This is a genomic window from Solibacillus sp. NPDC093137, from assembly GCF_050280445.1.
Taxonomy (GTDB): Bacteria; Bacillota; Bacilli; order Bacillales_A; family Planococcaceae; genus Solibacillus; species Solibacillus isronensis_B.
Genome location: NZ_JBNNVH010000006.1, coordinates 24,341 through 39,290 on the forward strand (window position 1 = coordinate 24,341; position 14,950 = coordinate 39,290).

Annotated in this window: 14 protein-coding genes and 1 other annotated feature; of the genes, 9 read left to right on the forward strand and 5 right to left on the reverse strand. The window is 39.0% G+C overall.

The genetic code is table 11. From position 1 onward, the window contains the following. The first annotated feature begins 24 nt into the window (after nucleotides 1-24). The 4 genes from ACQKN3_RS16460 (at nucleotide 25) to ACQKN3_RS16475 (ending at nucleotide 2,846) form a co-directional block, all read left to right on the forward strand. The gene (locus tag ACQKN3_RS16460; RefSeq protein ID WP_427713324.1) at nucleotides 25-1,221 is read left to right on the forward strand and encodes an MBL fold metallo-hydrolase; all 1,197 of its coding nucleotides are present in this window, start codon (nucleotides 25-27) and stop codon (nucleotides 1,219-1,221) included. Further along, nucleotides 1,208-1,453 carry a DUF3006 domain-containing protein gene (locus ACQKN3_RS16465; RefSeq protein ID WP_251690413.1) on the forward strand — a complete coding sequence of 82 codons (246 nt, stop codon included), beginning with the start codon at nucleotides 1,208-1,210 and terminating at the stop codon, nucleotides 1,451-1,453. Before ACQKN3_RS16460 ends, ACQKN3_RS16465 begins: the two co-directional genes overlap by 14 nt. Nucleotides 1,454-1,575: 122 nt before the next feature. Further along, nucleotides 1,576-2,364 carry an HAD family hydrolase gene (locus ACQKN3_RS16470; RefSeq protein ID WP_427713328.1) on the forward strand — a complete coding sequence of 263 codons (789 nt, stop codon included), beginning with the start codon at nucleotides 1,576-1,578 and terminating at the stop codon, nucleotides 2,362-2,364. Between the two features lie 110 nt (nucleotides 2,365-2,474). Continuing rightward, on the forward strand, nucleotides 2,475-2,846 hold the full coding sequence (locus tag ACQKN3_RS16475; protein ID WP_427713331.1) for a DNA polymerase III subunit delta: 372 nt from the start codon (nucleotides 2,475-2,477) through the stop codon (nucleotides 2,844-2,846). A gap of 38 nt (nucleotides 2,847-2,884) precedes the next feature. Here the strand turns inward: ACQKN3_RS16475 and ACQKN3_RS16480 are convergent, their stop codons facing one another. Then, nucleotides 2,885-4,156 carry a polysaccharide deacetylase family protein gene (locus ACQKN3_RS16480; protein WP_427713333.1) on the reverse strand — a complete coding sequence of 424 codons (1,272 nt, stop codon included), beginning with the start codon at nucleotides 4,154-4,156 and terminating at the stop codon, nucleotides 2,885-2,887. A 224-nt stretch (nucleotides 4,157-4,380) separates the two neighbouring features. Further along, nucleotides 4,381-6,006, reverse strand: a complete 1,626-nt coding sequence (gene serA, locus ACQKN3_RS16485) for a phosphoglycerate dehydrogenase (protein ID WP_427713336.1) — start codon at nucleotides 6,004-6,006, stop codon at nucleotides 4,381-4,383. Nucleotides 6,007-6,081: 75 nt separating this feature from the next. After that, nucleotides 6,082-6,327: a binding site (T-box leader), on the reverse strand. Nucleotides 6,328-6,704: 377 nt separating this feature from the next. Here serA and ACQKN3_RS16490 point away from each other — a divergent pair. From ACQKN3_RS16490 to ACQKN3_RS16500, 3 genes are all read left to right on the forward strand, one after another. Continuing rightward, complete coding sequence (locus ACQKN3_RS16490) at nucleotides 6,705-8,390, forward strand: FAD-binding dehydrogenase (protein WP_427713338.1); 1,686 nt, start codon at nucleotides 6,705-6,707, stop codon at nucleotides 8,388-8,390. Between the two features lie 66 nt (nucleotides 8,391-8,456). Next, a complete protein-coding gene (locus tag ACQKN3_RS16495; RefSeq protein ID WP_427713340.1) occupies nucleotides 8,457-9,239 on the forward strand; it encodes an enoyl-CoA hydratase in 783 nt (260 codons plus the stop codon). 125 nt (nucleotides 9,240-9,364) lie between these two features. After that, a complete protein-coding gene (locus tag ACQKN3_RS16500; protein WP_427713343.1) occupies nucleotides 9,365-10,534 on the forward strand; it encodes a hypothetical protein in 1,170 nt (389 codons plus the stop codon). A gap of 106 nt (nucleotides 10,535-10,640) precedes the next feature. Here the strand turns inward: ACQKN3_RS16500 and ACQKN3_RS16505 are convergent, their stop codons facing one another. Further along, nucleotides 10,641-10,826, reverse strand: a complete 186-nt coding sequence (locus ACQKN3_RS16505; protein ID WP_008406474.1) for a YhzD family protein — start codon at nucleotides 10,824-10,826, stop codon at nucleotides 10,641-10,643. A gap of 281 nt (nucleotides 10,827-11,107) precedes the next feature. Here ACQKN3_RS16505 and yhaM point away from each other — a divergent pair, with 281 nt between their 5' ends. Further along, nucleotides 11,108-12,043, forward strand: a complete 936-nt coding sequence (yhaM, locus tag ACQKN3_RS16510) for a 3'-5' exoribonuclease YhaM (protein ID WP_339173491.1) — start codon at nucleotides 11,108-11,110, stop codon at nucleotides 12,041-12,043. Between the two features lie 251 nt (nucleotides 12,044-12,294). Here yhaM and serC read toward each other — a convergent pair whose 3' ends face one another. Next, nucleotides 12,295-13,392 (reverse strand): 3-phosphoserine/phosphohydroxythreonine transaminase, encoded by a 1,098-nt coding sequence (serC, locus tag ACQKN3_RS16515; protein WP_427713346.1) that lies wholly within the window; start codon nucleotides 13,390-13,392, stop codon nucleotides 12,295-12,297. Between the two features lie 249 nt (nucleotides 13,393-13,641). Between serC and ACQKN3_RS16520 the strand changes: the two genes are divergently transcribed. Further along, nucleotides 13,642-13,980 (forward strand): zinc ribbon domain-containing protein YjdM, encoded by a 339-nt coding sequence (locus ACQKN3_RS16520; protein ID WP_251690394.1) that lies wholly within the window; start codon nucleotides 13,642-13,644, stop codon nucleotides 13,978-13,980. A gap of 45 nt (nucleotides 13,981-14,025) precedes the next feature. Here ACQKN3_RS16520 and ACQKN3_RS16525 read toward each other — a convergent pair whose 3' ends face one another. Beyond that, nucleotides 14,026-14,874: a peptidylprolyl isomerase gene (locus ACQKN3_RS16525; RefSeq protein WP_251690393.1), complete on the reverse strand. Its 849-nt coding sequence runs from the start codon at nucleotides 14,872-14,874 to the stop codon at nucleotides 14,026-14,028. Between the last annotated feature and the right edge of the window lie 76 nt (nucleotides 14,875-14,950).

The window sequence follows — 14,950 nt, forward strand, 5'->3', positions numbered from 1 at the left end:
AGTAAAAGAAAAGGATTTGTTGCAATGAAAAAAATAATGGGACTGATAATGTTCACGTTACTATTCGTAGCAGGATGTACAGAAACAGCCGAAGACACATATGAAGAACCACTAAAAGAAATGGCCGTCCACTTTATTGATGTAGGGCAGGGGGATTCCATTTTCATCGAAGCACCGAACGGGAAAACGATGCTGATTGATGGTGGCGTAAAGGGTGCCGGTAAGGAAGTTGTCGCCTATTTAAAAGTACAGGGAGTCAATCGTTTGGATTATGTAGTCGCTACACACCCGGATGCCGATCATATCGGTGGATTGATTTCAGTGCTGAATTCCATCTCCATTAAGGAGTTTATCGATTCGGGAAAAGTACATACATCCCAAACATATGAAGAAATGTTAAGCCTCATTCAAGCTAAAAATATTAAGTTCACGATACCTGAAGCAGGCGATGAAATTCAGCTTGAAGACAACCTTATTGTAGAAGTTCTTGCTGCAGATGAATCTGCTTCTGATAATAATGACGCTTCAATCGTTCTACGCGCGGAATACCAAAATATTTCGTTCTTATTAATGGGGGATGCCGATCACGGGGTAGAGCAGGAGCTTTTACAAAAGGGAACCGATGTACAGGCAACCATTTTAAAAGCAGGCCATCACGGATCGAATACGAGCAGTTCGCCAAAATTTGTAGAAGCGGTGAGTCCACTAGCCACAATACTAAGCTATGGACAGGACAATAAATACAGTCACCCGCATGCAGAAGTAATCGATATATTGCAAAACGTAAACAGTGAAATATATAGTACCGCAGAAGCCGGGACGATTGTGATTACAACAGATGGGGTAACATATGACATAGATGCACAGCAGTGGACAGGTATCGGGGCAACGAGTTCGATACCGTTACCAGCTTCAACGAAGAGCGGTAAAGTCGAATTGGTCAGCAAAGATGTGCATGAAGAAATTGTTGTCATTCAGAATAATAGTAATCAAGCTGTTAATTTGGAAGGCTGGGAAATAGTATCTGTTGAAGGCAATCAAGTATTTAATTTCCCGGATATTAATTTAGCACCAGGGAAAAAGCTATCGATAACAAGTGGTCCCAATGCAAAAACAGGTGCGGCCACACTGGAATGGTCGAAAAGACAAATATGGCTAAACAGTGGTGATGCAGCCCAATTAGTCAATACGAAAGGGGAAGTTGTAAGTGAACTACAATAAATACACGCTAGACCGATTTGATGGAGATTATGCGATTTTTTTAAAACACCCGAAAGAAACGGAACAACTTCTGATCCATCATGCTGAAATTCCATCAGAGCTTAAAGAAGGCGATATTGTAAATATTATGGATGATGGTTTTGATTATAAGTTTGAGTTACTGAAAGAAGAAACTGAAAATCAAAAAGCACGGGTCAATAATCTGTTACAGCAATTAAGAAACAAGGAATAACAGTCTTTATTTCTTAATTCTATTTATCCTCAAAAATTTAGAAAAATCAAAAAGTATCGGAAATTGGACGCTTTAGTATGGTAAAATATATGGGTACATATATTAATTTTAGGAGCGTAACAATGGCTATTAAAACAATAATTTTCGATTTAGATGATACTTTATTATTCGATCAACATTCAGTAAAAACGGCATTTGAAAAGACATGTGACTATGCAGCGACTAAAAAAAACGTCGACGCACAGGAATTGGAAGAAGCGGTAAGATCGGCAGCGCGCAGTCTTTATGAAAGTTATCCTACATATGACTACACGGTCTTGATCGGTATTAATCCATTTGAAGGTCTTTGGGGAACGTTTGATGATCCGACACCGCAATTTCAGCAATTGAAAGAAATTGTACCTGCGTATCGAGCTGAAGCTTGGACAAAAGGTTTGGCGGCAGTTGGAATTGAAGATGCAGCATTAGGTACAGTACTTGGGGAGCGTTTCGTAGAAGAACGTAAAAAAGCACCATTTTTCTATGAGGATACATTTGTCGTATTGGATGAATTAAAAGGGAAATACGAACTTGTGTTATTAACGAACGGTGCACCAAGTTTACAAAATTTAAAGTTGGAGATTACTCCGGAGATTGTACCGTATTTTGACCATATTATTATTTCAGGTGATTTTGGTAAAGGGAAACCGGACGCTTCCATTTTCGAGTTTGTAATGGAAAAAGCGCAGGTTACGAAAGATGAAGCCATTATGGTCGGCGATAATTTAATGACCGATATTTTAGGTTCTTCTCGTGTCGGTATGCGCAACGTTTGGATTAACCGTGAAAGTAAACCGCACAATCCGGAAATTGTTCCGACATATGAAGTAACATCTCTTACAGAATTTTTACAGTTAGTGAAAACATTATAAACTAGCAGACGCACTTTACTTTAAGTAAGTGCGTTTTTGTATTAAAAGAATGAATTTTCTAAAAATTAATGCTATAATGGGTGTATGAAAGGGATGAAAGAGGTTTTTCTATGGTAAATAATAATATATGTCGCTGTGAAAACTGCGGCCGCACAAACAATTCAGTACAGATCAATCCGATAACGATTGATCATCATACAGCATACCTTTGTTTGGCATGTGAACATGTGCTTCATTTACCTGAAAACAAAAACCGCTTCTTCAGCCTTGTACGCAGTAAAAACAGAAAACAGGCCAATCCGGAAATGCTAGGAGTTCACCGTATATTGTCTGCATTTATTGCAGTTGGTGTCTTATTTTTCGTTGCGATTGCAGCATTAGGAGTAGCGCAAAGTGCTGACATTGTGACATTGCCACTATTTGAAACGGAATCTATTTTAATAAATGAGTATTTATCTTTTTTACAACTAAAATCATTGTAAATCATAGACCTGGTGAAACCATTCACCAGGTCCTTTTATTATTTTCCTAACAGTTCGGAGACAGTCACAAATTCGAAGCCCTGTTTTTGTAGTGTTGCAAGCACATCATCCAATGCATCGGCGGTTGCCTGATGAATATCATGCATTAATATGATACTCCCATTTTTTGCATGTTCTTTTACTGCCAGCACCGTTTTTTCTGGATCACGATGCTTCCAGTCAAGTGTATCAATTGTCCACAGTACGTTCGGAACATTTAATTGATCAGTAATCGTTTCATCATAGCTCCCATAAGGCGGGCGGAAAACAGTTGCCCGTTGACCGATCGTCGACTTTATAAGTGTATCGGTAGATTGGATTTGCTTCTTTATTTCCTCAGGTGTTAATGTCGTCAGTCTTTCATGATTAAATGTGTGGTTGCCGATTTCATGGCCCGCGTTATATACGGCTTTTAAAATTTCTGGATGTTCCTTCACCTCTTGCCCTACAACAAAAAACGTCGCCTTTGCCTCATACTTCTCCAACGTTTTTAAAATTTGTCTCGTCACCTTCGGGTGGGGGCCATCATCGAATGTTAAGGCAATCTTCTTATCCGTTGCTGGCTTAGGATTAACTGGTTTCTCTGGCTTCTCTGGTTTCTCCTTTTCAACTGGTGGTGTAACCAGTCCGTTCGTCAGCACATAGCCAGATAGCTTATCAGTTTTGACAAACGCCCAACCTTTTAAATTAGTAAGCATTTTAACAGGGCTGTTTTTACGTAATACACCAATTTCAGTACTCGAAGAACTGGCAATCTCTCTTACAACTAAATCGGCTGAGCTTTTGACGATCATCGCTTTTGAAGCAGGTTTCACAAGTGCCTGCTGATTGACAAAACCGACAAGACGTCCGTATTTTACAAAAACAAAGTCGGCAGTTGCAGATCCGTAAAGCTCTACAATTGTATTTAAGTGGAGTTTTCCTTTAATCTCGCTCTCTTGTTTATTCGTCACACGCACAAGTGGCTCTTCTTTCGCTTGTACGAGCATATATTGAGGGGTTGCAGACATTAAATATTCGCTTGGAATATAGCCTATCACCGTTTTATATTGAATTTTAGCCCATCCATCCGCTTCTGAAAGTACGATAACGGGTGTTGCTTTAGACAGTGTAATCACTTTTTGCTTTAAAGTTTCATCAAATACTCCGGTCTCTATTGCCGTGATTTTAATTGTGGCAGAAGGGGCTGCTGCATGGACACGCCCGTTATTTACTAGGGAAACACCAACGATACAGAAAACAATTAATAAGAAATAAAGTATTTTTCTCAACTAAACTCTCCTTTTAGTAAAAAGTGAGCGAATAGAGTGAACGGTTGGTGGGAATCGGGTAGGGGTCTTCACTTTCGCCAAGTTTTATGTAAGATTTTATCCAATCGAAGTTTCAAATAATAAAAGATAAAATCGTCCTTTAAACTTATGTATGCGAATGGGGAATATGTTAAAACAAAAAACTACTGATGAAGGAAATTTTCGTTCATCAGTAGTAGGAATGATTAAAGTGAAATGGCTTTTACTTCATCAATATTTTCAAGTTGTGCTACAAAAATTAAATCTTCTGTTGTTACTTCATTATCTACGACAAGCATCATGACTGCAGAGCCGCCGATTTGATCGCGACCTACTTGCATTGTTGCGATATTGATATCTTTTTCTGCCAGCTTAGTAGCTACACGGCCGATTGAACCTGGCTTATCCTGGTTTTTAATGTAAAGCAGGTTGCCGTTAGGAATAACATCCACTACGAAACCTTCCACTTTAACGATGCGGGCACCAAGACCATTTAATAACGTACCAGCTACAGTATGTTTTTCTGTTTCTGTCACGATTTCGACCGTAATTAAATTTGTGAAGCCTTTAGCAGTTGTTGTTTTATGCTCATTAATTTGAATGCCGATACGCTCAGCCAAGTAACGTGCATTTACATCATTTACGTGAGAGCCGTGGTTCGTTGAAAGCAGACCTTTAATAGCATTTGCTGTTAATGGACGTACATCAAAGTTAGCGACTTCACCAGCGTAAGAAATGTTCAATTGTTTGATGCTTTCTTCTGTAACCTGAATTAAAAACTTACCAAGCTTTTCAGCTAATGCGAAGAATGGCGCTACTTCCGCAAGCTTTTCTTTCGGAATAGATGGCATGTTTACCGGATTTGTTACAGTACCTGTTTTAAAGAACTTAATAATATCGTTTGATACGTCGACTGCTACTGATTCCTGTGCTTCCACTGTAGATGCACCTAAGTGAGGTGTTGCAATCACTTGCGGCAATGTTAACAGTTTATGGTCTGTTGCGGGCTCTTGTACGAATACATCTAGTGCAGCACCAGCTACTTTACCTTCAACAATCGCATCGTATAAATCATCTTCGTTAATGATACCGCCGCGAGCACAGTTGATAATACGGACACCGTCTTTCATAATGGCAAAGCGTTCTTTGTTAATGATGTTACGAGTTTCAGGTAAAAGTGGTGTATGAACTGTTACAAAGTCGGCTGCAGCACATACTTCGTCAACAGTACCTTTTGTAATACCTAATTCTTTTGCACGCTCTTCAGTTAAAAATGGGTCATAGGCAATCACGTCCATACGTTGACCTTTTGCACGGTAAGCCACTTCAGCACCGATACGGCCCATCCCAATTACACCTAATGTTTTGTTTTTAAGTTCAACCCCAACATAAGATTTACGATCCCATTTACCATTCTTTAATGTGTTGAATGCTTGTGGAATAAAGCGGGCAAGTGATGTCATCATTGCGATTGTATGCTCAGCCGCAGAGTTCGTGTTCCCGTCTGGAGCGTTTACAACAATAATTCCGTACTCTGTCGCGGCATTTAAATCGATGTTATCAACACCTACACCGGCACGCCCGATTAACTTCAAGTTTTTCGCTGCTTCAATAACTTCGCGTGTAACAGTTGTTTGAGAGCGGACAAGTAATACATCCACATCTGCAATTCGAGCGATTAATTGTTCTGGAGATAATCCTGTATCGACGATGATGTTTAAATTTAATTCTGTTTCTTGACGAAGCGGGAAAATCCCGTCATCACTTAGTGGATCTGCAATGAATACGTTGATTGTTTTTGTTGCCTTTTCGATTAATTGTGTTGCTGTCATAATAATCTCTCCTTAAATTTCACTATTATTTTTAAATTACTATACAAAAAAAGCCTTCCGTCCCTTACGAATAACGTAAGGGGCGAAAGGCATTCAATAAACAAATCGCGGTACCACCCTTATTCGTTGCCGACTATTTGAAAAAATAGTCATACAACCTTATCAATATGCGTAACGTGCATGGGACGGAATAACTTACTTGGGATTTTCGGCTATTCTATTCAAGAGTGGAACTTATTTAGCGTATACACTGGTTTACACCGACCACCAGCTCTCTTTGCTATACAAAACTAAATAGTATGTCTCTATCACAATAGTTTTTCGTTTTTAAATTTGATAACATCATAAACCTGATTGTTCATCTTTGTCAACGGAATTTTCAAAATTAATAAATAATTAGTGAATTAATTAGCGGATATATGGTTGTTTCACGAACTATATTTAGGGTTTCTAAATTTAATGTTCGTAATTTAGGAAAAGTATGAAAGCGCTAACGATATTGATTTAAAGGGATTTGTTTGAATTTACAGAAAAATAATGATTTGTAGAATTCATCGGAAAAATAACGGTTTTACTATTTCACTAAAATTTTCCCTTGTTTTAAATTTTCAATGCTTTAAAGAAAAATAATAAAGAAGGTGAAATAAAAAATACCACGAAATTGTATAACATATGCACTGACAAAGGGGGAGTAGAAAATGCATTATGATGCAATCGTAATTGGAGCGGGGTTAGCAGGATTAACTGCGGTTTGTCAGCTCATAGATGCGCAAAAAAAGGTATTGCTTGTTGATCAAGAGCCCGAAAATTCAATCGGAGGTCAGGCATTTTGGTCATTTGGGGGACTGTTTTTAGTAGATACCCCTGAACAAAGAAGGTTGGGTATAAAAGACAGTAAGGAGCTCGCATGGCAAGATTGGCGCGGTTCTGCAGGATTCGACCGGTTAGAGGATGAAGATTACTGGGCATATGAATGGGCAAAGGCCTATGTAGATTTTGCAGCGGGAGAAAAATATGATTGGCTAAAATCACAGGGCATTCAATTTTTCCCGGTTGTTGGCTGGGCAGAGCGTGGGGGTGCTTTAGCAGGCGGACATGGGAATTCGGTTCCCCGCTTTCATATCGTTTGGGGAACTGGACCCGCGATTGTAGAGGCATTTTCGAATAAAGTATTGGAAGCTTCGGAAAGTGGTTTAATCGATTATTTGCCACGTCACCAAGTAACGGATTTAATGACTGAAGATGGTGCAGTTACCGGCATTCAAGGCAATATTTTAGAAAATAGTATCATTCGCCGCGGGGAAGAAAGTTCAAGAGAAATCATCGGAACATTTGAATATACAGCTGATGCAGTCGTAGTAGCTAGCGGTGGCATCGGAGCAAATTTAGAACTTATCAAAGAAAATTGGCCGTCACGACTAGGTCTTCCACCGGAAAATATGGTGTCCGGCGTACCTGCATTTGTTGATGGGAAAATGCTCGAAATTACCGAGCGGGCAGGCGGACGGATCGTCAATCGAGACCGGATGTGGCATTATACGGAAGGGTTGAAAAACTGGGATCCGATATGGAAAAACCATGGGATTCGTATATTACCCGGACCGTCATCGATGTGGTTTGATGCAACAGGAAACCGATTTAAAGCACCGAACTTTCCCGGTTTTGATACCCTCAGCACACTAGAAGCAATTCAAAAAACAGGGTATGACTATTCCTGGTTTATTTTGACGGAAAAAATAATTGAAAAGGAATTTGCATTATCCGGTTCTGAGCAAAATATGGATCTGACAAATAAAAGCATAAAGGACGTGCTGAAGCGTGTTTTACCAGGGCCGCCTAAAGCCGTTCAGGCATTCAAAGAAAACGGGGAAGACTTTGTCATAGCGGATAGTTTAAAAGATTTAGTGGATGGTATGAATAAACTGGCAGGTAATGACTTGCTTGATTTTATGCAAATTAAAGAGCAGATTTTAGCGCGGGACCGTGAAATCGAAAATCTCTTCTCAAAAGATGCACAAATTAATGCTATGCATGGAGCGAGAAACTATATCGGTGATAAATTGATTCGTGCAGCCAAGCCCCACAAAATTTTGGATCCGAAAGCTGGACCGTTAATTGCCGTACGCTTAAATATACTCACAAGAAAAACATTAGGGGGATTACAAACCGATTTAAACGGGCAAGTAATAAATGACGAGGGCAACCCTGTTCAAGGACTCTTTGCGGCAGGAGAAGTCAGCGGCTTTGGTGGCGGTGGGGTACATGGTTACCGCTCATTGGAAGGGACGTTTTTAGGAGGATGCTTATTTACTGGATTGCAGGTCGGTAAATATTTAGCCAATTATAAGCCGGTACCGAACAAAGCTAAAGTGTTAGAAGTATGAAAATAAAGGAGATATGAAGTCATTTGTCGAAATGAATGATTATTCATAAATAAGGGGTGTATACAATTGAACTTTGAAACAATTAACTTGGAAATTGCGGAGCGAAAAGCAACATTAACATTAAATCGCCCAAATGCTATGAATGCAATGGATTTTACGATGATGCGCGAGTTGGCGGATTGCTTTGAAGCGCTACATAATGAAAAGGATGTTCAAATTCTTATCATTAGAGGGGAAGGGAGAGTCTTCTCTGCTGGTGGCGATGTAAAAATGATGGTTTCATCAGACGACTTTTCTGATTTTGGAACAATTATGGAAGACATTTCACGTTTAGTGAAGGCTTACTATACACTTCCGATGATTACGATTGCACAAATTCATGGAGCTGCAGCCGGTTTAGGATTTAGTCTGGCATTAGGAAGCGATATCATCGTTGCGGAGCAATCTAGTAAATTAGCGATGAACTTTATCGGAATCGGTTTAGTTCCTGACGGTGCAGGACACTTCTTTATGAAGGAACGTCTCGGAACACCAAAAGCAAAGCAAATGATATGGGAAGGAAAAGTGTTAAGCGGCGATGAAGCGCTAACATTAGGACTCATTGATTATAATGTGGAAGATGGTCAGGCATTAGTAACAGTTGACCAACTTGTTGGCAAGCTGTTAGCATCACCAATTTTGGCGAAGATTGAAACTAAGCTGATATTGCATAATGCGAACTTGCCTGTGTTAGAGCAGATATTGGAAGGCGAATCGGCGGGACAGGTGAAAATGCGCCAAACACAAGACCATTTAGAAGGTATTCAGGCTTTCGTTGGAAAGAGAATGCCGCAATTTGAAGGAAAGTAAATAATATCGGAGGATGCTGGTGAAACAACGCTGGCTCCTTCTTTTTTATTGGGAAATAAAATATTACTGTACAACATTACCGAATGCTTATATGATAGTGAAAGACGAAAAATGGAGGTAACTTCATGGACCAAATTTGGCTATCAAACAACCGGCGACAAATCGTACACAATGTGTATTGTCCCAATGTAAATGATGCGATTGCAATTTGCGAAATTGAACTAAAACAGCTAGATCAGGAACATAGTAATTACTTGGAAGTTCCTTTTGAGCAATATAATGAAATACATGCACATTTTAATAATAGCGATATTATTAAACAAGGTGCATTCACATATGAGCAAGTTCGTCACATATTAGATGCTGGAAATATCCATAATCTAGTCATTGATGAAAGAGGCTGCATCGATTTTAAGAAAGAAACGATCGGAATGAGTACCGCAATTTCTTTCGCCCAAAGTAAGTGGAATGGTGCAGAACGAGGTACCGCAGTTGAAAATGCTGTACTGACAGGTTTAACAGTTATAGGAGAGCCATTTGCTGAAGAAATTATCGAAAAGCAAATCGATAACCTGAATATTGTTGACCATATTGAGCTGGATGAAGGTATTGCAAGTGCCGTAAAGAAAAACGGTGCAAAAGCAGTAGTGAAGAGGATGGCTAGTACGGCCACGAAAAAGGCGATGTACAGCTCTGTTATAGCTAAAAAAGCTATCACATTACTGAATGCAAATGTTGTAACAGGAGCAATCGTAACAGGTGTCATGTCGAGCGTCGATATAATTCGCGCAATTAAAAAGCAGATGTCTCCGGCACAGCTATTTAAAAATATTTCCAAAACGGCTGCAAGTGTTGCAGGGAGTATTATTGGTTTAATCGTAGGTGGAGGAGTCGGCTTATCGATTCCGAATGTTAGTACAACTGTCATTAGCTTAATCGGCGGGATCATCGGTCTTATTATAGGGAGTATATTGACGACGACGCTTGTCAAAAAAGTGCTTGATCTATTTATAAAAGATGATGCCGTTAAAATGCTGGAGATCTTTAATGAGGAGCTTGTCAATTTAGTAGAGCAATATTTATTAAATGAAAAAGAACTTCAACTAGTGTTAAGCGATTTTAATGAAATGTATAATATGCAGGAAGAGTTCCGGAAGATGTATGCTACTGAAGATCGTGTGACGTATGCACGATGTATGATTGAAAAGGAATTGAATCGTATTGTAAGGCTGCGCATGTATTTACAAGTACCAACAAATGAAGAGCTCTATGGGGCGATCAAACGTTTAGTATAATAAAGAGGTGCCCTGAATTTCAGGGCACCTCTTATTTATCCCGCATAGGCGGAAGATCAACTACCGGTAAAAGCCGGATTGATAGTTTCATTATGTACGTTTAATTTTAAACGTGGAATAAAATTAATTTACCTGATGAGTTTACTAATCGGTGTGTTTTCTCAGCAATACCTTTTTCTTCGATTTGCTTTTGACCTTCGATTTTTGCAGCATCATCGTTTGCGAAATTCCACACTTCATCAAATAATGTTTCCCCAGTTTTTTCAAATGCAGTAAAACGATAATTCTCCATTTAAACCACCCTTTATAAGCAAGATAATATAATTATACTAGAAATTTTCCGAAAATTCACGAAGCAGCTATCATTATTCGAGAAATATTTGCAGTTTATGAACTGTTCATGAACATTTTAATTCATCGAAATTTACCCGGATTTTTGGGTTGCTAAACGCTATTTTGTGAAAAAAATTCAGCTTTCGGTAACGGAGGAGCAATTGATAGTCTTTTAATCGATAAATAACGCATATACATGTTACAATAAATTGTAATAGAGTTATAAAGGGGCGATTGCTTGTGAATGGAATTACAAAACTCCAACCTGGTGAACAAGTGGACCAATATTTATTGATAAAAGAAGCAAAAAAAGGCGTAACGACTGTCGGTAAGCCTTTTATGTCACTAATTTTACAGGATCGTAGCGGCGATATTGAAGCGAAGCTATGGGATACAAACGAGGAACATGAAAATCTATACCGTGCACAGGTTATTGTAAAAGTTGGGGGAGAGATTCACGACTATCGTGGAAAAAACCAACTGCGTGTGAAACAAATCCGACCTGCACGTGATGAGGAAGGCGTTCAAATCAGCGATCTTTTGCCAACGTCTGCGGTGCCAAAGGAACAATTATTTGAAGAGCTGACACAATACTTCTTTCAAATTCAAAATCCGAATATCTCGCGTATTACACGCAATCTTACAAAAAAATATCAAGATCAAATACTGATTTACCCTGCGGCAACTAAAAATCACCATGACTATGCGTCAGGCTTACTTGACCATGTTGTATCGATGCTTAAATTAAGTGAGGCGATTTGTGATCTATATCCAACGCTGAACCGTGATTTATTATATGCAGGGGTTATTTTACATGATATCGGTAAGGTCATTGAGCTGAGCGGTCCGGTAGGTACTATGTATACGGTGGAAGGCAACTTGCTTGGTCATATTTCGATTATGGTCAATGAAATTGGTCAAGCAGCCAATGAGCTGAAAATCGAAGGTGAAGAAGTGATGCTGCTTCAACATTTAGTGTTGTCACATCACGGAAAAGAAGAGTGGGGCAGCCCGAAAAAGCCTATGATTCAGGAAGCGGAAATTCTGCACTATATTGATAATATCGATGCGAAGATGAATATGCTGACACGTGCCCTTGATAAAACGAAGCCTGGTGAATTTACAGAGCGTCTATTCCCATTAGATAACCGTTCATTCTACAAACCGATGATTTAAGCTGAAAATTTAGTTGTTCGGAGTGAAGGCGGCGACTCCCAGGGGAAAAGCACGTGGGAGAGACTTGGAACAAAAGCTAGGAGCGCCACGTCCTGTGGCAACGCTTTTGTGACCAACATCGTGTTGGCCTCGTGCCCCCAGGAAAGCATCCGCCGTAACGGAGAACAATGTATAAAGAGCAGGAACTAAATAAGGCCGTTCAAATTCTAAAAATTTGAACGGCCTTTAATTATGAGTTATGGTTTTGCTTGTTATTGATTATCCTGCTGGAATTTCAACATGAAATCAGCAAGGGCTTTGCATGTTTCGACTGGGACAGCGTTATAAGTAGAAGCGCGGCAGCCTCCTACAGAACGGTGACCGTTTAAACCGACAAATCCGGCTGTTTTTGCTTCAGCAAGGAATTTTTTCTCCAGCTCTTCATCTGCTACACGGAACGTAATGTTCATCAATGAACGTGAATCTTCAGTTGCATGCCCGTAGTAGAAGCCGTTCGAATTGTCGATTACATCATAAATAAACTTCGCCTTTTCTTCATTACGCTGCTCAATCGCTTCTAAGCCACCTTCAGCTTTCACCCATTTTAATACTTCGCCTAACATATAAATACCGAAAGTAGGAGGCGTATTGTACAACGAATTATTTTTAGAATGTGTTGCGTATTTCAGCATTGTCGGGATATTTGAATTTGCTTTTTCAAGAAAATCTTTACGGATGATGACAACAGTTACACCTGAAGGACCTAAGTTTTTCTGTGCACCTGCATAAATCATGGCAAAATTCGATACATCAATTTTCTTCGATAAAATATCAGAAGACATGTCCGCAATTAGTGGAAGGTCACCAGTAGTGGGGAATGTTTTCCATTGTGTCCCGAAAATTGTATTGTTTGATGTTAAGTGAAGGTATGCTGTATCTTCATCGATTTGGATATCTGAAAGAGCCGGGATATTTTTGTAGTTATTGCTTTTTGAGCTTGCTGCCTCTACAGGTGTCCCGAATAGCTTCGCTTCTGCAAAGGCTTTTTCTGACCATGCACCTGTTTGGATATAGCTCGCCTTTTGACCTTCACTTAAGAAGTTCATTGGAATCATTGAAAATTGAAGGCTTGCTCCGCCTTGTAAAAATAGTACTTCATAGTTTTCAGGGATTTCATATAATTGGCGTAAATTTGCAATCGCTTCATTATGTACTTCTTCAAATGCAGCGCTACGGTGGCTTAATTCCATTACAGACATACCAGTACCTTTAAAATCTACTAGCTCTGCCTGTGCTTTTTGTAAAACTTCTAATGGTAATGCCGATGGACCAGCATTAAAGTTAAATGCGCGTTTAGTTGTTACTGTCAATGCAATCACTCCTGAATTTTAGAATTAGAATATAAATTGATAATATACCCTTTCCGAACAAATATGTGAAAATTCTTTAAATTATTTTTTTAATAGTCATAAAAGAGAAGAACTTATAGAAAATTTATAGATTTTTGTCACAAAGGAAAAGGGAATGTTCGTGTTTTGAGCATATTTACTTTTATAACCTTGTTTATAAACAGGAACTATGCGAGTATAGAGGGGATGAAATACAGGAGGTAAATAAAAATGGAACAATTACCGAAATGCCCGGAATGCGGATCAGAGTATACGTATGAAGATGGACAAAATTATGTGTGCCCGGAATGTGCGCATGAATGGTCTCAAGCAGTTGAAACAGTGCAAGAAGAAGGATTAGTCGTTCGTGATGTAAACGGTAACCTGTTGGCTGATGGTGATACCGTAACAGTTGTGAAGGATTTAAAAGTAAAGGGAAGCTCCTCTACGTTAAAAATCGGTACACGTGTTAAAAACATTCGACTTGTAGAAGGCGACCACAATATTGATTGTAAAATCGACGGTTTTGGTGCAATGAAGCTGAAATCGGAATTCGTAAAGAAAAACTAAAAAATGCGAGACCCGTTTGTGGGTCTCGCATTCATATGTCAACGATTATTCAGCTTTGAAGCCTGAAAATGCGTCTTTTAAATCTTTGTCTTTAACTTTTACATCAGCATCGTTGATTAACTCTGCCATTTTCGTGTTCCAATCAGCTTTTGTAGCTGCAATTGACTCACGGATTTCTTCTTTTTTGTCTTCAAGTTTACCGTAATCTTTAACATCACGTTTTTCAGTCACTTGAATGATGTGGAAACCATGTTCAGATTGTACAGGCTCGCTGATTTCATCGATTTCCAATGCATATGCAGCATCGTTGAATTCAGGCACCATTGTACCTACTGTAAACCAACCTAAATCTCCGCCTTGTGCTCCAGAACCAGGATCAGTTGAGAATTCTTTCGCTAGTTTAGCAAAATCTTCTCCAGCATCTAATTTAGCTTTGATTTCTTTTGCAGTCTCTTCATCTTCCACTAAAATGTGGCGAGCGTTTAATTCTTGAGATGCTTGGTTGTAGTACTTTTCGATTTCCTCGTCAGTTACTTCAACATCTTTTAAAGCTTTCTCTTGTAACAATGTGAAACGAATATTTGTTTTTAACGTTTCTTCCGTTAAATTGCTTTGTGCTAAAACAGACTCATAGCTCTCGCCATACTGCTCTTTTACACCCTTCAATTCTTCTTCGATTTCTTCATCTGTTACTTTATATTTATCGTTTAAAATCTGTTCAACTACTACTTGTTGCAGTAATTGGTCACCTGCGATGTCCTTCATTGAATTATAAAATTCTTCTTGAGTGATATCGCCTACACTTGTTGATACGACAACTTCATCTCCAGGATTACTGCATGCAGCTAAACCGATTGAAGCAGCAACTGTTAATGCAAAAATGGTCTTTTTCATTTGAATACGCTCCTAACTTAACTTTAATGCACTTGTAACTATAACATAAACGATTTAAAAACAAAATGGTTGCATG

Coding starts and splice junctions, on each gene's coding strand:
- ACQKN3_RS16460 (WP_427713324.1), top strand. CDS start 25: ATGAAAAAAATAATGGGACTGATAATGTTCACGTTACTATTCGTAGCA.
- ACQKN3_RS16475 (WP_427713331.1), top strand. CDS start 2,475: ATGGTAAATAATAATATATGTCGCTGTGAAAACTGCGGCCGCACAAAC.
- ACQKN3_RS16525 (WP_251690393.1), bottom strand. CDS start 14,874: ATGAAAAAGACCATTTTTGCATTAACAGTTGCTGCTTCAATCGGTTTA.
- ACQKN3_RS16490 (WP_427713338.1), top strand. CDS start 6,705: ATGCATTATGATGCAATCGTAATTGGAGCGGGGTTAGCAGGATTAACT.
- ACQKN3_RS16505 (WP_008406474.1), bottom strand. CDS start 10,826: ATGGAGAATTATCGTTTTACTGCATTTGAAAAAACTGGGGAAACATTA.
- serA (WP_427713336.1), bottom strand. CDS start 6,006: ATGACAGCAACACAATTAATCGAAAAGGCAACAAAAACAATCAACGTA.
- ACQKN3_RS16470 (WP_427713328.1), top strand. CDS start 1,576: ATGGCTATTAAAACAATAATTTTCGATTTAGATGATACTTTATTATTC.
- ACQKN3_RS16520 (WP_251690394.1), top strand. CDS start 13,642: ATGGAACAATTACCGAAATGCCCGGAATGCGGATCAGAGTATACGTAT.
- ACQKN3_RS16500 (WP_427713343.1), top strand. CDS start 9,365: ATGGACCAAATTTGGCTATCAAACAACCGGCGACAAATCGTACACAAT.